The organism is Streptomyces sp. NPDC005784 (assembly GCF_042871525.1).
Taxonomy (GTDB): domain Bacteria; phylum Actinomycetota; class Actinomycetes; order Streptomycetales; family Streptomycetaceae; genus Streptomyces.
In genome coordinates this window covers 79,518-96,300 of the sequence record NZ_JBIAIQ010000024.1, presented here as the reverse complement: position 1 = coordinate 96,300, position 16,783 = coordinate 79,518, and the positions used below count along the sequence as shown (strand labels likewise).

The following is a 16,783-nucleotide window of genomic DNA, read 5'->3' as shown; positions in this document are numbered from 1 at the left end:
CAAGGCGATCAGATACCGGGCGGCACCTGACCAGGTGAGCAGCCCGCTCGCGCGTTCGAGGCAAATGACCCGTAAAAAGAACTGCAAAAAGGGCAGAACGACACTTAACCGATCAGTCACAAGCCGTTCGTGATCACGCAACACCGTTCCTTCACAGTGACTGTATGACTCCAGACATGTCTGATGTGACGCGTGCGAAGCACGGACGGCCCGTCCACCACTGGCGACGGGACATCGTCGAACTCGCCGCACTGTTCACGGCCGTAGCGGTCGCGGACGGTGTGGCCAATCTGATCGGGCACGGGCCGGACGGTGCCGCGCTGCTGCTCATCTCCGCGGTGATCCTGGTCGCCACGGCCGGATTCCACACATGGTGGGCACGGCACCACGGTCACGCGCCGCCGACGAGCGATCCCGGCGCCCGGCCGCCCTCGGACGGTCGAGCGGGCGGGCTTGCCGCAGAGGGGGCGGGAACCGCCGCACCGGTGGCCGGTGTGGAGGCCACCGTGCTGTGGCGGATGCGTACGACGGTCAAGGATGCGCCGGGTTCGCTCGCCGCACTGTGCACGGCGCTCGCACAGCGCCAGGTCGACATCCTGAGCCTCCAGACGCACCCGCTGGCGGACGGGACGGTCGACGAGTTCCTGCTGCGCGCACCCGCCGAACTGGCCACGTCCGAGATCACCCGTAACGTGGCCCAGGCGGGCGGCACCGCGACCTGGATCGAGCGGGCCGACGCCCACGATCTGGTGGACGCGCCGACCCGGGTGCTCGGCCTGGCCACCCGCACTGCCCTCGACGCCTCCGAACTTCCCCTCGCGCTACGGCAGTTGCTCGGCCGGTGCACGATCCGCTCGCTGCCCGCAACCTCTCCCGTCTCCGGCCGGGCGGCGGAAGGGGCTCCTGTGGAGGGGGCGCTCGAGGACACGGTGATGCGGCTGCGCGCGCCGGAGGGCGGGGTGATCACGGTGGAGCGGCCGTATCTGCCGTTCACGCCGACCGAGTTCGCCCGGGCGCGGGCTCTGGTCGAGCTGGACGCGCGGCTCGGTCCGCGTATTCCGGGCGGGCAGGACATGCTGACACTGCCCCAGGGCAACGCGATCACGGTACGGCGCGCCGACGCCTCCGACGTCGAGGCCGCCAAGGCGATGCACGAGCGCTGCTCGCCGCGCACGCTGAGCATGCGGTACCACGGCCCCGTCGGGGACGCGGACCGGTACCTGAACCACCTGCTCAGCCCCAGTTTCGGGCGCACCCTCGCCGTACAGACGGCATCCGGCAGGATCGTCGGGCTCGGCCATCTCCTCTGGGACGGCGACGAGACGGAGGTCGCGCTGCTCGTCGAGGACGACTGGCAGCGGCGCGGTATCGGCGTCGAACTGCTCGGCCGCCTGGTGACGATGGCCGTCGAGGCCGGCTGCGAGAGCGTGTACGCCGTCACGCAGGCGTCCAACACCGGCATGGTGGCCGCCATGCGCAGCCTCGGCCTCCCGCTCGACTACCAGATCGAGGAGGGCACCCTGGTCATCACCGCCCGCCTGGACGCGACTCCGGCGAGCTCCCGTCCGCCGTACGACCAGAGCCAGGGCCACGCACAGCACGGAACGTGGGCCCGTCGGGACTAACCGACCCCGATAACTCGGGCCCGCGGTCCGGTCGAGCCCGCGGTCCGGTCGGCCGGAGGGCCGGTCGGCCGGAGGGCCGGTCGGCCGGAGGGCCGGTCGGCCGGCCAGCGGGCCCGCCCGTTCGCAGGCCCGCCCCTTCGCAGGCCCGGGCCTCCGAGCGGACGGGTTCGCGGACCGTCCGCTCCGCCACCCGCCATTCCGCGCCGCGGCGCCCCACCGGTCAGCCGCTCCGCCCGGCGCAGGAACGCCGGGTGGCGGCGGTCTGCCTGCCGCGAGGGCCCCGGGTGCCGGCAGATCGGCGCGAGAAGCCTGGTGGCGACGGACCGGCCCGAGAAGCTGGGTCAGCCGGTCCGCCCGACGCGAGACCCGCGGGTGCCGGCCGACCGACGCTGTACCCCGGGTACCAGCTGATCGGCGAAACCACGTCCACAGCGGCGCTGGGCTGACCGTGGCTCACCAGAAACCGCCGGGGAATGCCGGCCCCGCAGCCGCCGTCGGCGCGGCCAGGCACCGTCGACCACAGCCAAGCACTGCTGACACTGCTGGCCTGCTGGTACCGCTAGCAGTGCCGGTGCCGCTGGTGTCGCGAGGCGCTGTCGGCACCGCCCGGTACCGCCGAGGCGCCGCCGGGCGCTCCCCGGCCCCTCACCCCCCGCTGGTGAACCCCAGTGCCCCCTCCAGGTCGGACCACAGGTCGTCCACGTCCTCCAGGCCTACCGACAGGCGCAGCAGGCGGTCGCTGACGCCTGCGTCCTGACGGTCCGCCGTGGGGACTATGCGGTGGCTGATGGAAGCCGGGTGCTGGATGAGGCTGTCGACGCTGCCGAGACTGACGGCGGGGGTGATCAGCCGGACTCCGGCGATCACGTCGTGCGGGTCGCCGTGCACCTCGAAGGCGATCATGGCGCCACCGATGCGCGGATAGTGGACGCGGGCGACGCGCGGATCGGCGGCGAGCCGACGGGCGAGTTCCGCGGCGTTCGAGGACGCGGCCCGGACCCGGACCGGCAGGGTCGACAGTCCCCGCAGGAGCAGATAGCCGGCCAGCGGATGCAGGACACCACCGGTCGCGAACCGCACTTGGCGCAGCTTCCGGGCGAACTCCTCGTCGCACGCGACGACCCCGGCCATCACGTCCCCGTGGCCGCCCAGGTACTTGGTGGCGCTGTGCAGGATCAGGCGCGCGCCCTGTTCGGCGGGGCGCTGGAGCACGGGCGTGGCGAAGGTGTTGTCGGCGAGGAGCGGGACCGAACCACAGGAGTGGACCACGGCCCGGAGGTCGAGCTCGGCGAGCGTCGGGTTGGCCGGGGACTCGACCATCACGAGGCCCGTGTCGGGACGCAGCGCGTCGGCGATGCCGGCCGGGTCGACCCAGGTGACCTCGGTGCCGAGCAGCCCGGCCGTGAGGAGGTGGTCGCTGCAGCCGTACAGGGGACGTACGGCGACGACATGGCGCAGCCCCATCGCGTTGCGGACGAGGAGGACGGCGCTCAGCGCGGCCATGCCGCTCGCGAAGGCGACCGCGCTCTCGGTGCCTTCGAGGCGGGCGAGGGCGGTCTCGAAACGGGCGACGGTCGGGTTGCCGAGGCGGGCGTAGACGGGCGGGCCCTCGGGCTCGGCGCCGTCGGCCGCGAAGGCGTCGATCCGGGCGGCCTCACCACGGCTGTCGTACGACGGGTAGGTGGTGGACAGGTCGATCGGGGCCGCGTGCAGCCCCAGAGCCGCCAGATCCTCCCGGCCGGCGTGCACGGCCTCCGTGGCGAGTGCCCTGGTCGGAGCCGCGAAGACCTGGCCGTTTCCGCTCAGGTCGTCCTGCGCGTCATGCGCGCCCTTGGTGTCGTACACAACGGAGTCCATGGGCGGAATCCTGAACACCGGGCGGGGTTCGGGCGCCACATCCCGTGTTACGTTCGCGCCATGGCCGATTCCGTCGTACTCGATCCGGTGGATCTTCATCTGTTGCGGCTGTTGCAGAACGACGCACGGACGACGTACCGCGATCTCGCCGCGCAGGTCGGGGTCGCGCCCTCGACCTGCCTCGACCGGGTGACCCGACTGCGGCGGGCAGGGGTGATTCTCGGCCATCAGTTGCGGCTGGACCCGGCGAAGCTCGGCCGGGGTCTCGAGGCGCTGCTGTCCGTCCAGGTCCGGCCGCACCGCCGCGAGCTGGTGGGACCGTTCGTGGACCGGATCAGGCTGCTGCCGGAGTCCCGGACCGTCTTCCACCTCACGGGTCCCGACGACTACCTCGTCCATGTCGCGGTCGCGGACGCGGCGGATCTGCAGCGACTGGTGCTCGACGAGTTCACCTCGCAGCGTGAAGTGGCGCGGGTCGAGACGCGGTTGATATTCCAGCAGTGGGACTGCGGCCCCTTGCTGCCGCCCGCGGCGCCGGGCACATCGGCCCCGGCCAAATCCGGCTGATGCGGTGAAATAGCCCGGTTGGCCGTGCTGACGCGGCGCCCGTCCTCGTATGAGGATGTGCGCATGTCAGAGACGAAGAACCCGCTGCCCCGCGAGGTCGCCGACGCGTACGTCGACGAGCTCATCGCCCTCGACCCGGTTCTCGGCACCTACCTCGGTGTGAAGGAGAGTCACAGCAGGCTCCCCGACACCTCGCCCGCCGGCCAGGACGCCGTCGCCGAGCTGGCGCGGGTGACACTCGCGCGGCTGGACGCGGCGGAGCGGCAGCCAGGCGCGGAACGTGACATCGAGCGCCGTTGTGCCCGGCTGCTGCGTGAGCGGCTCACCGCCGCGCTCGCGGTCCACGACGCGGGCGAGGGCCTGCGGTCGGTCGGCAATCTGCACACGGCGGCCCACAGTGTGCGGCAGGTCTTCACCCTGACGCCGACGGAGACCGACGAGGACTGGGCCACGGTCGCCGAGCGGCTGCGCGCGGTACCGGCCGCGCTCGCGGGCTATCGGGAGTCCCTGGCGCTCGGGCTCGACCGCAAGCTGTACGCGGGACCGCGCCCGACCGCGACGTTCATCGACCAGCTCACCGAGTGGTCGGACACGGACGGACAGGGCCGCGGCTGGTTCGAGGACTTCGTCTCGGCGGGCCCCGACTCCGCGCGCGAGGAACTGGACGCGGCGGCCCGTACCGCGACGGAGGCGCTGGTCGCCCTGCGGGACTGGATGCGCGAGGTGTACGCGCCCACGATCGAGGGCGCGCCGAACACGGTGGGCCACGAGCGGTACGCACGGCTGGCGCGCTACTTCAACGGTACGGATCTCGACCTCGACGAGGCGTACGCGTACGGCTGGGCCGAGTACCACCGTCTCCTCGCCGAGATGAGGACCGAGGCCGAGAAGATCCTGCCCGGCGCGGCGACTCCCTGGGTGGCGCTCGCGCACCTCGACGAGCACGGCCGGCACATCGAGGGCGTCGACGAGGTCCAGAGTTGGCTCCAGGGGCTGATGGACGAGGCGATCACGGCTCTGGACGGCACGCACTTCGAACTCGCCGAGCCGGTACGGAAGGTGGAGTCCCGCATCGCCCCGCCCGGCAGCGCCGCGGCCCCGTACTACACCGCCCCGTCGCAGGACTTCTCGCGGCCGGGCCGTACCTGGCTGCCCACGATGGGGCAGACCCGCTTCCCCGTCTACGACCTCGTCTCGACCTGGTACCACGAGGGCGTGCCCGGGCATCACCTCCAGCTCGCGCAGTGGGCGTACGTCGTAGACGACCTGTCCCGCTACCAGGCCACCGTCGGCCAGGTCAGCGCCAACTGCGAGGGCTGGGCGCTGTACGCGGAGCGCCTGATGGACGAGCTCGGCTTCCTCACCGACGCGGAGCAGCGCCTCGGCTACCTCGACGCGCAGATGATGCGTGCCGCCCGGGTCATCGTCGACATCGGCATGCACCTGGAGCTGGAGATCCCGGCCGACGCGCCCTTCCACCCGGGTGAGCGCTGGACTCCGGAGCTCGCGCAGGAGTTCTTCGGCTCGCACAGCAGCCGCCCGGCCGACTTCGTGGAGAGCGAGCTGACCCGCTATCTCACGATGCCCGGCCAGGCCATCGGCTACAAGCTCGGCGAGCGGGCCTGGCTGCTGGGCCGTGAGAACGCGAAGAAGCGCCACGGTGATGCCTTCGACGCCAAAGCCTGGCACATGGCCGCCCTGTCCCAGGGTTCCCTGGGCCTGGACGACCTGGTGGACGAGCTGTCCCGGCTCTGACGGCTCCGCGCGGCGGTCGGCTTCCGGCCGCCGCGCCCCTTGTCGGGGCGCCCACAATCAAACGACCCCGTTCCGTTGCCAGGGCACCGGGTTGTCAGGGCGCCCGGTTGTCAGAGCGCCCCGAGGCCAGTCCCCGAAGGGGATCAGGCCGTCAGCCGACGCAGCTGTACCAAACCGACCCATGTCTCGGGTCCCGGTTCGACGCGGGCGGCGCGGACCCCGTACCGGCCCGGTTCGAGCGCCACCCTCAGGTGGTCCGTGCCCTCGGAGGCGGTGCCCGGCCAGGCGGCGTCGAAGAGGACGACGGGGCCGGGCACGTTCCACTGCACCTCCGGCTCCCACACGGCCTCCGCCAGCGCAGCCGGGACGAGGGAGAGCAGTTCGTCCTCGGACTCGGCGGCGCACCAGCGTACGAAGATGCCGTGCTCGGGGAGGTAGGTGGTCGAGGCGGGATCGTCGCCGAGGACCAGGGCCCAGGTGTCGCCCACGGGCAGGAGGCCGATGAACCCGTCGACGTCACAGGACCGGTCGTAGTCGCAGGACATGTCGTCGCCGTCCGCCCCCGACCAGAACGGGAGCACCACTTCCGGAATCGCTATGAGCGGCCCGCCGCCCGACTCCACCCACTGGACCGCACCAGGGTCCGCGTATCTTGGCATGCGCAGAAGTTACACGGCACCCGTCCGCCCCCGTACGGCAGGCATCCCCAGGAGGCCGGAGGGGGACATCGGCGCGAAAGGCGGGTGCCGAGGCCGTCGGCGCGATCCCCCGTTCCCCGGAGTCAGCAGCCGCAGTCCGCCGCGTCCACGGGCGCCGTCAGCGGGTCCGCGGCGGGGCGCTCGCGCCCCTCCCAGGTCTCGAACTCGAAGCCCTCGCGCGCCCAGTACTCGAATCCGCCGAGCATCTCCTTGACCTGGAAGCCGAGTTCGGCGAGGGCGAGGGCCGCGCGGGTCGCGCCATTGCATCCGGGGCCCCAGCAATAGGTCACGACCGGCACCGACTTGTCGAGGAGCTGCTCGGCCTGCTCGGGGATCAGCGCGGTGGGCAGGTGGACCGCGCCGGGGATGTGGCCCTGGTCCCACGAGGCGGTGGAGCGGGAGTCGAGGACGACGAACCCGGGGTCGCCGTCGGCGGCGAGGGCGGCTGCCACGTCGGACACGTCCGCGTGGAACGCGAGACTCGCGCCGAAGTAGGCGGCGGCCGCGGCAGGGGACGCCGGCGCCACCCGCAGAACGGGGTTCGCCACCGTCACTGAACCGACCACGGAACCGGTCGCCGTGTCCGCCCCGGCGGTGGTCGTGGTCGACGCGGGACCGGTCGCCGTGTCCGCCCCGGCGGTGGTCGTGGTCGGCACGGAACCGGTCACCTTGCCCGCCCCGGGGGTACTCGTGGTCGACACGGAACCGGTCACCGTGCGGGTCGTGATGCCATCGGCAGTCGCAGTCATGGTCTGGCCTTTCCTTGCTCCGTAGTCCCGCCGGACCGGTGCCGCCATTGCCACCCCGGTGCCGCTCCGCACCGAATCCCGCGGGACTTCCTGACCAGAAATCTACGTCTGTCGATCTCCGTCCTGAAGTGACGATCCACGGCAACGCTCTTGATCAGCCGGGGATTCTCCTGGTATTCATCACGGATGACCGCGTATTCCCCGGACGCCACCGACTGGCGCATTCTCGACGTCCTCCAGCGCGAGGGCCGGTCCAGCTTCGCCGAGCTGGCACGGGCCGTCTCCATGTCCGCGAGCGCGGTCACCGAGCGGGTGCGCCGCCTGGAGGAGGCGGGCGTCATACAGGGGTACGCGGCTGTCGTCGACCCCGAGAGCCTGGGACTGCCGATCCTGGCGTTCGTCCGGCTCAGGTATCCGAACGGCAACTACAAGCCGTTCCACGACCTCGTCGAGGTCACGCCCGAGATCCTGGAGGCGCACCATGTCACGGGCGACGACTGCTTCGTCATCAAGGTCGCCGCGCGCTCGATGGGCCACCTGGAGACGGTGTCCGGCAAGATCGGCACGCTGGGCTCGGTGACGACGAGCGTCGTCTACTCCTCACCGCTGCCGCGCCGCCCACTGGGCCACTGAGACCGCCCCGAGACCGCGACGGGAGCTCCGGACCGTCCCGGTTCGGGCGCCGGCACCCGGACACCAAGGCACCCAGGCACGCGGGCACATGGCTCAGTCCTCGGCGCCCCGCTGCCGTACGACCGACCCCGTTCTCCCCTTCACGACCTCCAGCTGTGCGTGGATGCGGCGGCGCAGGTCGGCGACGTGGCTGACGATGCCGACGCTGCGGTCGCGTTCGCGCAGCGAGTCGAGGACGTCGAGCACCTCGTCGAGGGTCTGGTCGTCGAGGCTGCCGAAGCCCTCGTCGATGAAGAGCGTGTCGAGCCGTACCCCGCCGGCCTCGTCGGTGACGACGTCCGCGAGGCCGAGGGCCAGGGCGAGGGAGGCGAAGAAGGTCTCGCCCCCGGAGAGCGTCGCCGTGTCGCGCTCCCGTCCGGTCCAGGCGTCCACGACATGCAGTCCGAGCCCGCTGCGTCCGCGGCCCGCACGGCCGTCGGAGTGCACCAGGGTGTAGCGCCCCGAGGACATCCGCTGTAGGCGCACGGTCGCGGCGGCGGCGACCTGCTCCAGACGGGCGGCGAGGACGTACGACTCCAGGCGCATCTTGCGTTCGTTGTCCGCCGACGTGCCGGCCGCCAGACCGGCGAGCCGGGCCACCCGGTCGTACTCCTCGCGCAGCGGGGCGAGCCGGTGGACTCCTCTGGTCGCACGGGTGGAGAGCACGTCCAGCTCCGCGCAGCGCCGGGCCGCCGCGTCCTGCGCGGACGCGGTCTCCCGCAGGCGCCGGGCGGCGGACTCGGCCGTCCGCTCGGCGGCCCGCAGATCGACGGGCGGGCGCCGTGCCGCGGCCGTGGTATCGGCCTCGGCGAGCACGGCGCGCACCGCTGACTCCTCCAACTGCCAGGCGTCGAGCTGTCGTTGGAGATCGCGGTGGGCCGCGTCGTCGAGCAGCGCGGCGGCCGCCGCCTGCGGAGTCTCGAACCCGGCGCGGAAGGCCGCGTCGGCGAGACGCGCGTCGGCTTCCTTGAGGCGCCGCGTAGTGTCCTCGGCCGTTCGAACGCGGTCCGCGGCCTCGGTGAGCAGCGCGACCTGCCGCTCCAGCTGCGCGGCCCGCTCGGACACACTCCCGGCAGTGCCGCGCGCCTGCTCCAACTGCCCTTCCAGCGAAGCCTTCTCGCGGTCGAGGGAATCCCGGAGCGAGGCCCGTGAGGCGACCCGGCGGGCGGCCTCCTGTTGGGAGGCCAGCCGCCGCTCGTGTTCCCGCTCGGCCTGCTCGCGGGCCTCGCGCGCGGCATGCAGCCCGGAGGCAACGGCGCGGGCCTCGATGTGCAGACGCTCCAACTCCTCGGCCTCTTCCGCGAGTTGCCGCGTCGGCGCGTCACTCGCCTCGGCCGTCGCGGCGGCCAGTGCCTCGCGTACGACTCCGAGCCGGCGCTCGGCCTCGGCGCGCTCCTCGTCGGCGTGCCGGTAGGCGCTGAGGGCCCGCTCCTCCGTCTCGCGGTCGACGTGACCGGCGATCTTCCGGGCGGGCGCGGGGTGTTCGGTGGCGCCGCACACGGCGCAGGACTCGCCGTCCACCAGCCCGGCGGCGAGTTCGGCGGCGATGCCCTGGAGGCGCTTCTCCTTCAGGTCGAGCCAGCGGGCGTGCGCCTCCGTCGCGTGCTCGCGGGCGGCGAGGCTGCGCGCGTGGGCGTTCTCGGTGTCCCGGGCCAACTCGTCGCGCAGGCGGGCCGCGGCGAGCCGCTTGAACGCCGGTTCGCGCTGGACGGCGAGCTGTTCAGCGCGCGCCGCGGCCTCCTGCGCGGAGTCGATCCGCGCCTCGACGCCCGCGCGGGTGTCCTCCCAGCCTGCCAGCCAGCTCTCGGTGTCCTGAAGGACGTCCTCGTCGGCGCGCTCCTGGCGGTCCAAGGAGGCGCGCTCCGTGCCGAGTTCACCGAGGCGCCGCTCCGAACGGCGCGCCGACTCCAGCCCTCCCACTTCTTCGGCGGCCTTGCGTGCGGCGGCCGCGAGACCGGGCGCTCCGGCGCCGACGAAAGCCTCCGGCAGGGCGGCACGCGCGTGTGTCTCCTCGGCGGCCGCGCGCCGATGCTCCGCCTCGACGGAATCGCGCAGGTCGAGTGCGGGGGCCACCGCCTCGGCCTTGCGCGCTCGCTCCATTCGCGTCCGGTCGTCCCGGTGGCCGTCGGCGCGCTCCTCCAGATGCGCGGCGCGCTCCTGCGCCTCGGTGAACCGGCGCTGCAACCGGTCCACTTCGCGTACGTCGTCGAGCGCGCGGTCTGCGGCGGCCTGCGCCGATTCGGCGGCCCTGCGAGCGCAGTGGGCGATGGTCAACCCCTCGCGAGCGGCGCTGCGGGCCACCGCGGCCCAGGAGAGCACGGACTCGGCGAGGCCCGGATCGCCGGGCGCGAGGTCGGGCAGCGGCTCCTCGACGGTGGTCCCCGCCTCCTGGTGCATCCGGTTCGCGTCGGCCAGCAACACGGCGTCACCGGCGCGCACTTCTGCCTCGGCGGCGCGCCGCCTCTCCGCGAGGCGCTTTTCGACCTCGGCGAAGCGGTGGGTGTCGAAGAGCCGGCCGAGCAGCTTGCCGCGGGCCTCGGCGTCGGCCCGCAGGAAGCGCGCGAAGTCTCCCTGGGGCAGCAGCACGACCTGGCAGAACTGCTCGCGGCTCATGCCGAGCAGTTGGGTGATCTCCTCGCCGATCTCCTGGTGGGAGCGGCTGAGGTCCTTCCAGGAGCCCGCCGAGGAGTCGTACTCGCGCAGCCAGCTCTGCGCCTTCTCGGTCGTGGTGCCCGTGCCGCGCCTCTTGGCGCGCTCCCACGGCGGCTGCCGGGTCACTTCCAACCGGCGTCCGGCGACGGTGAGTTCGAGGCGGATCTCGGTGCGGGTCGCGGGTGCCGCGTGGTCGCTGCGCAGACCGAGGCCCTGACCGCTCTGCCGGGCACCGGGAACCGCTCCGTACAGCGCGAAGCAGACGGCGTCGAGGACGGAGGTCTTGCCCGCGCCGGTCGGTCCGTGCAGCAGGAAGAGCCCGGCGGCGGACAGCTCGTCGAAATCGACCTGCTGGGCGCCGCCGAACGGGCCGAAGGCGGTGATGTCCAGGCGGTGCAGCCTCATCGGTCTCCCTCGGTCTCCGTGCGGGCGGCCCCGTGGGTGCGCGGCGGGCGTGATGTCACCGGGCGGTCTCCCGTACGGTCTCGTCGGCGCGGACGGCGTCGAACGCGTCCCGGAGCACGGCCCGTTCGTGGCTGTCGGGGCCCGCGCCGCGCACATGGGCCACGAAGTCCTCGGCGATCTGCTCTTCGGTGCGGCCCGCGAGCCGGCGGGCGTACGAGACGTCCGGGGCGTGTGGAGAGCGTTCGGGGTCGAAGACGAGGCTCAGTGTGTGCGGGAAGCGGTCGGCCAGCCGCGCCATGGGGTCGGCCGGCCGCACCGGGTCGGTGAGGGTCGCCTCGATCCAGGCGCCCGTGTGGCGCTCCAGCTCCGAGTCGGCGAGGAGGTCTTCCAGGTGTCCGCGGAGGCGGGCGAGCGGGCGGGGCACGGGACAGTCGATCCGCTCCGTGGTCAGGGAGCCGTCGGGGCCGAGGTCCACGAGCCACATGCTCTTGCGGTGGCCGACCTCCGAGAAGGAGTACGGCAGCGGAGAGCCCGAGTAGCGGACGCGCTCGGCGATGATCTGGCTGCCGTGCAGGTGGCCGAGTGCGGTGTAGTCGACGCCGTCGAAGACTCCGGCGGGCACGGAGGCCACGCCGCCGACGGTGATGTCCCGCTCGCTGTCGCTCGCCTCTCCGCCGGTCACGAAGGCGTGGGCGAGGACGACGGAGCGGGTGCCCGGCGCGCGGGTGGCGAGGTCGGCTCGGACCCTGTCCATGGCGGCGGCCAGCACGGCTTCGTGGGCCGCCTTCTCCACCCCGAACTCGTCCTTCACCAGGGCGGGTTCGAGATAGGGCAGGCCGTAGAAGGCGACGTCGCCGTGCGCGTCGGGCAGTACCACGGGGGTGCCGCACGCCGCCGGGTCGGTCCGCAGGTGGACGCCCGCCCGCCCGATGAGTCCGGCGCCGACGCCGAGCCTGCGCGCCGAGTCGTGGTTCCCGGAGATCATCACGGTGGGCACGCCGAGGTCGGCCAGCCGGTGCAGGGCGTCGTCGAAGAGCTGGACCGCGGCCAGTGGCGGGACGGCACGGTCGTACACGTCTCCCGAGACGACCACCGCGTCGACCCCACGCTCGCGCGCGGTCGTGACGAGATGGCCGATGAAGTCGGACTGGGCGCCGAGCATGTTCACCCGGTGGAACGCCCGGCCCAGATGCCAGTCGGAAGTGTGCAGGAGCCTCATGATCCCCGAAGGGTAACGGCCGGGTCTGACATCACGGGCGGTTACTCCCGTATCGGCCCGCCATGACCATCATAGGAATTCGCCCATTAGTAATGGATTGCCCGGATTGTCATGCGTCGCCGTAGGCCTCTCCGCCCAGCTCGAAATCGGCCGTCCCCGCGGTCGCGTCGGCCAACCACGCCCGGAAGGCCTCCACATCGGCGTCCGGCAGCCCGATCTCGATCGTGACCACCTCTCCGTAACGCACATCACGTACCTCGCGACCGGTGGACCGCAGATCGTTCTGCACCTTGCCGGCCCGCTGGTGGTCGACGGTCACCGTGGCCAGCCGGAACCGACGTCGGGTGATCGTGCCGAGCGCGTCCAGCGCCTCGCCCACCGAGCCGCCGTACGCCCTGATCAGTCCGCCGGCGCCCAGCTTGACCCCGCCGTAGTAGCGGGTGACCACAGCGACCACGTACCGCATGTCCCGGCGCAGCAGCATCTGGAGCATGGGGACGCCCGCGGTGCCGCCCGGTTCGCCGTCGTCGCTCGCCTTCTGCACGGCGGCCTCGGCGCCGATGACGTACGCGAAGCAGTTGTGCGTGGCGTCCGCGTGCTCCTTCCTGACGGCGGCGATGAAGTCCTGGGCCTCCCGCTCGGTGGCGGCCGGGGCGAGGGCGCACAGGAATCGGGAGCGGTTGATCTCGGTCTCGTGCACGCCCGCGTGGGCCACTGTGCGGTACTCGTCCTGCATCACGCCAGCGTATGCGCTGCCCGCACGCGCGCCCGACGAGCCAGGACCGGGAGGACGCCCGAGCTCACGATCATGCACCGCACGCGCGCGTGCCCGACGGGCCAGGACCGGGACGATGCCCGGACCCACGATCAGGCTCTGCCCGCCCGCCCGTGTGGCCGACGGGCCAGGACCGCGGCGGCGTCCGGGCCCGCGATCATGTCACCGCCCGCGGCGTCCGGGCCCGCGTTCACGCACCGCCCGCGGCGGGCAGCGCGCGCTCCCGCGAGCCACGCGGGTCAGGTCGGTGTCCTCCCACGGCGCAACCTCGTCCTTGGGTGACGGCGCAAGCGGGCCGTCACCCGCGGGGTGCTCCACCCTTCCGCATGCGGCCCGGAGGGTCGGCGCCGGGCTCGCGTCGGCCGGGATTCACTCCTTCTTGCCCCTCGGCACGACGAGGTCCGTCAACAGCGCGTCACCTGGCCCGAGTTCGTGCCAGGCACTGCCGTGCCAGACCAGGACCGCGACGGCCGAGGTCGGGAACTTCGTCCGGACCTGGTCCAACGTGTCGTCGAGGCCGTCCCCGGCCAGTTCGAGGACCAGTTCCTCAAGTCCCGGGTTGTGCCCGACCAGCAGCAAGGTCCGTACGTGTTCCGGGACTTCGCGCACGGCTTCCAGCAACTCCGGTACGTCGGCCGCGTACAGCCGCTCATCGAGCCGTACGGGCGGCGGGGTGCCCCACTGCTCGGCCGCCAACTCCCAGGTCTCCCTGGCGCGTACGGCGGTCGAACACAGCGCGAGGTCCGGCAGCAGATCGGCTCCCGCCATGACGCGGCCGGCGGCGGGGGCGTCGCGACGGCCGCGTGTCGCGAGCGGCCGTTCATGGTCGGGCACGCCGTCGGGCCAGGCGGACTTGGCGTGCCGCAGGACGACCAGTCTTCGCCTCGGGCCCGCGGCGGCGCGCTCGTTCACAGCGACGCCCCGATCTCGCGGGTGAGTTCGAGGCCGAGCAGCCGGTCGGCATAGGCGTACGTCTCGAAGCGGGCGCCCTCGGCGACGTCCGACGTCTCCACCCACCGCAGCACATCCAGCACGGCAAGGACGTCCAGGTCGTCCTCCCAGGCGGCGCGCAACCGCAGGCGTACGTCCTCGGGGACCGGCTTGGAGGGTCGGGTGGCCCATCCGGCGACGGCGGCGCGCCAGCCCTTGAGCGTGCCCTCGGCCTCCGCCAGGGCGTCCGCGTCGAGGCGCAGGGGCAGGTCCCGGCGCCGCGCCAGCAGAGCCAGCCGCAGCGCGGTGGGATCCCCGGGAAGGGCCGCGGGACCGCTCCCGGTGTCGACGGGCGCCACCTCGACGCGCGGCCCGTCCGTCCCCGCGGCCCCCGGAACGAGGACGTCGACGGTCCGCGTCGCCGCCGGTCCCGGCTCCGTCTCGCGGTGAACCTCGAACGGCCGGATTCCGAGTTCGGTGGCACGCGCCCGGAGTCCCGCCTCACCCCAAGGGTCTGCCGGATGCGATGGGGCCGATGCGTCCGATGGGGCTGTCCGGTTCTCGGGATCCGCCCTGTCCACAGTGTCCGCCGGGTCGGGCGCCGAAGTCAGCGTCGCCCAGACGGGGTTGCCGCCGATCTCCAGGGCGCGCACCAGGACGTCGGCGACCACGAGCACCCGCAGGCCCGTGATGTCGAACCCGGGCAGGTGCGCGTGGACGCGGACCAGGCCGCGGCGGGCGAGGGCTGCGTCGATGGGTTCGCCCGTGCGGGCGTCGAGGATACGGAGCACGAGGTGAGCCTAGGCGGACGTACGGCCGGGTGTGGGGAGGTGGGGGCCGTTCCGGACATGCGCCCGCGCTTCGGGATGCCTGTCCGAGTCTGCGGGGGCCACGCGCCCGGCAGGTTGACCCCGGCGCCGAGCACGGACTCCCACCGGCTTCCGCAAGTCATCACGCGGCGTTCACGGCCGCGCCACACGGTGGGCCACCGAGGCCTGAATGAGTGGTTCCGCTCAGTGAGTCACTCGGAGGCACCGGAGGGCTGCCCCATGACCGGGACCGAACCCACGTCCGCCATCGGCCGTCGTCGTCTTCTGCTCGCCTCGGGCGCCGCCGTCGCGGCCGGCGTAGCGGGCACGGCGGGGGCGTTGTTGCCCCGCCAGCGGCATCACGCGTCCGAACCGCGCCCCGCCCGGGCCGCCCGCCCAGCCGCAACGCGCACTGCGGTCACCACGCTGGAGACGACCGCCCGTCTCGGCGGCCCCGCCCGCCCCGGCAGCTACCGGCGGCTGCTCTCCGGTCCCGGCTGGCCGGTCGTCGTACGCGAGGAGCTGGCGGCCGCCCGCCCCGGGCGCGAGGACCGGCGCACCCCGCTCGCCTGCTTCGTCCAGTTCGCCGATCTGCACCTCGCCGACGTGCAGAACCCGCTGCGCACCGAGTTCCTGCGGGCGCGGTCGGCGACCGCATGGCGGCCGCAGGAAGCCCTGACGGTCGCGGGCGCGGTGTCGCTCGTGGAGCAGGTGAACGCGCTCCGCACGGGCCCGCACACCGGACTGCCGCCGGCGTTCGTGATGACGACCGGCGACAACCTCGACAACAACGCGGCGATCGAGCTGGAGTGGTTCCTGACGCTGATGAGCGGCGGCCGGATCACACCGAACACCGGTGACCCGACCGCGTACGAAGGCGTCCAGAACTCCGGCCTGCCCCTCTTCTGGCACCCCGGCGACGCGACCGTTCGCGATCTGGACAAGCGGCGCGGCCTGCCCGTGATCCCCGGCTTCCTCGCCGCCGCGACCCGGCCGGTGACCAGCCCGGGGCTGCGGATCCCCTGGTACTCCACGGCCGGCAACCACGACGCCCTGCCCGGCGGCTGTCTCTCGCCCGCGCTCGGCGACATCGCCGTCGGCTCCCGCAAGCTTCTCTCGGTGCCGGACGCGGACGCGGCCGCCTACGCGAACGCGCTGCGGACCGGGGACGACCCCAAGAGCGCGGTCCTCACCGCCATCCTGCGCCGGCACGCGGCAGGGGCACGGCACGTGACCCCCGACGAGCGACGCCGGCTGTGCACCCCGCACGACTACCTGGCCGCCCATCTCGACCCCGCGTACACGGGTGCGGGCCCGGTCGGACACGGTTACTCGCCGGACCATCTGGACGGCGACCGCTTGTACTACTCCTTCCGGATCGCGGAGAACGTCGTCGGCGTCAGCATCGACACGACGTACCGCAGCGGCCACTACGAGGGCTCGCTCGGCACCGAACAACTCCGGTGGCTGGAGCGGACCCTGAGCGCACACAGTTCGCGGTCCTACGACGCCGACGGCCGCCTCGTGCGCGATCCCGGCGCCGACGACGCCCACATCCTGGTGTTCAGCCACCACCACAGTCCGAGCATGACCCGCCGCCCCGACGCCGCGCGCACCGACGAACCGCGTCACGACGGAGCCGAGGTCATCGCCCTGCTCTCCCGCTTCCCGAACGTGGTGGCCTGGGTCAACGGCCACAGCCACGTCAACCGCGTCGCCCCGCACGCGCACCCGACACCCGCCCGCTCCTTCTGGGAGGTCAACACCGCCTCCCACGTGGACTATCCGCACCACGCCCGCCTGCTCGAACTCGCCGACAACGGCGACGGGACGGTGTCCCTGTTCACCACCCTCGTCGAGTCCGCCGCCCCGCACCGCACCTCCGCCGACTTCTCCGACCTGTCGGCGACCGGTCTCGCCTCGCTGTACCGGGAGCTGGCCTACAACGCTCCCGGGCTCGCCGAGGGCATGCGGGCCGGCGTCCAGGAGGGGTGGGCTGGCGGTCCGGGCGACCGCAACGCCGAGCTGCTGGGAATCACCGCGTAGCCGGCCCGGTCACCGCGGCCGGGG

13 protein-coding genes are annotated in these 16,783 nt (G+C 72.9%); 5 read left to right on the top strand and 8 right to left on the bottom strand.

Going from position 1 to position 16,783, the window contains the following annotated elements:
• The first annotated feature begins 176 nt into the window (after window positions 1-176).
• Window positions 177-1,625, top strand: coding sequence for a GNAT family N-acetyltransferase (locus ACFYR3_RS30615; RefSeq protein WP_355838510.1), 1,449 nt, complete (start codon window positions 177-179; stop codon window positions 1,623-1,625).
• A 645-nt stretch (window positions 1,626-2,270) separates the two neighbouring features.
• On the opposite strand, the gene ACFYR3_RS30610 is transcribed toward ACFYR3_RS30615, so the two are convergent.
• Window positions 2,271-3,581 carry a trans-sulfuration enzyme family protein gene (locus tag ACFYR3_RS30610; RefSeq protein ID WP_389285240.1) on the bottom strand — a complete coding sequence of 437 codons (1,311 nt, stop codon included), beginning with the start codon at window positions 3,579-3,581 and terminating at the stop codon, window positions 2,271-2,273.
• Between ACFYR3_RS30610 and ACFYR3_RS30605 the strand changes: the two genes are divergently transcribed.
• Together ACFYR3_RS30605 and ACFYR3_RS30600 are read left to right on the top strand one after the other, a co-directional pair.
• The gene (locus tag ACFYR3_RS30605; RefSeq protein ID WP_355838504.1) at window positions 3,543-4,049 is read left to right on the top strand and encodes an Lrp/AsnC family transcriptional regulator; all 507 of its coding nucleotides are present in this window, start codon (window positions 3,543-3,545) and stop codon (window positions 4,047-4,049) included. The genes ACFYR3_RS30610 and ACFYR3_RS30605 overlap by 39 nt on opposite strands.
• A gap of 63 nt (window positions 4,050-4,112) precedes the next feature.
• Window positions 4,113-5,804, top strand: coding sequence for a DUF885 domain-containing protein (locus ACFYR3_RS30600; protein ID WP_356782445.1), 1,692 nt, complete (start codon window positions 4,113-4,115; stop codon window positions 5,802-5,804).
• Window positions 5,805-5,947: 143 nt separating this feature from the next.
• On the opposite strand, the gene ACFYR3_RS30595 is transcribed toward ACFYR3_RS30600, so the two are convergent.
• Both ACFYR3_RS30595 and ACFYR3_RS30590 read right to left on the bottom strand, forming a co-directional pair.
• Window positions 5,948-6,463 (bottom strand): immunity 21 family protein, encoded by a 516-nt coding sequence (locus ACFYR3_RS30595; protein ID WP_355838498.1) that lies wholly within the window; start codon window positions 6,461-6,463, stop codon window positions 5,948-5,950.
• Window positions 6,464-6,585: 122 nt separating this feature from the next.
• The gene (locus tag ACFYR3_RS30590) at window positions 6,586-7,068 is read right to left on the bottom strand and encodes a rhodanese-like domain-containing protein (protein WP_355839286.1); all 483 of its coding nucleotides are present in this window, start codon (window positions 7,066-7,068) and stop codon (window positions 6,586-6,588) included.
• Between the two features lie 369 nt (window positions 7,069-7,437).
• Here ACFYR3_RS30590 and ACFYR3_RS30585 point away from each other — a divergent pair, with 369 nt between their 5' ends.
• Window positions 7,438-7,884 carry an Lrp/AsnC family transcriptional regulator gene (locus ACFYR3_RS30585; RefSeq protein WP_261704188.1) on the top strand — a complete coding sequence of 149 codons (447 nt, stop codon included), beginning with the start codon at window positions 7,438-7,440 and terminating at the stop codon, window positions 7,882-7,884.
• 93 nt (window positions 7,885-7,977) lie between these two features.
• Here the strand turns inward: ACFYR3_RS30585 and ACFYR3_RS30580 are convergent, their stop codons facing one another.
• The 5 genes from ACFYR3_RS30580 to ACFYR3_RS30560 all read right to left on the bottom strand — a co-directional run bounded on the left by ACFYR3_RS30580 (window position 7,978) and on the right by ACFYR3_RS30560 (window position 14,695).
• On the bottom strand, window positions 7,978-10,980 hold the full coding sequence (locus ACFYR3_RS30580; RefSeq protein ID WP_389285239.1) for an AAA family ATPase: 3,003 nt from the start codon (window positions 10,978-10,980) through the stop codon (window positions 7,978-7,980).
• 55 nt (window positions 10,981-11,035) lie between these two features.
• A complete protein-coding gene (locus tag ACFYR3_RS30575; RefSeq protein WP_355838492.1) occupies window positions 11,036-12,199 on the bottom strand; it encodes an exonuclease SbcCD subunit D in 1,164 nt (387 codons plus the stop codon).
• A gap of 109 nt (window positions 12,200-12,308) precedes the next feature.
• A complete protein-coding gene (locus tag ACFYR3_RS30570) occupies window positions 12,309-12,935 on the bottom strand; it encodes a YigZ family protein (protein ID WP_355838489.1) in 627 nt (208 codons plus the stop codon).
• Window positions 12,936-13,343: 408 nt separating this feature from the next.
• Entirely contained in the window at window positions 13,344-13,886 is a 543-nt protein-coding gene (locus ACFYR3_RS30565; RefSeq protein WP_355838486.1) for a histidine phosphatase family protein, read from the bottom strand.
• Window positions 13,883-14,695: a hypothetical protein gene (locus ACFYR3_RS30560; RefSeq protein WP_389285238.1), complete on the bottom strand. Its 813-nt coding sequence runs from the start codon at window positions 14,693-14,695 to the stop codon at window positions 13,883-13,885. Before ACFYR3_RS30560 ends, ACFYR3_RS30565 begins: the two co-directional genes overlap by 4 nt.
• A 258-nt stretch (window positions 14,696-14,953) precedes the next feature.
• Here ACFYR3_RS30560 and ACFYR3_RS30555 point away from each other — a divergent pair, with 258 nt between their 5' ends.
• The gene (locus ACFYR3_RS30555; protein WP_355838481.1) at window positions 14,954-16,759 is read left to right on the top strand and encodes a TIGR03767 family metallophosphoesterase; all 1,806 of its coding nucleotides are present in this window, start codon (window positions 14,954-14,956) and stop codon (window positions 16,757-16,759) included.
• The last annotated feature ends 24 nt before the right edge of the window (window positions 16,760-16,783 follow it).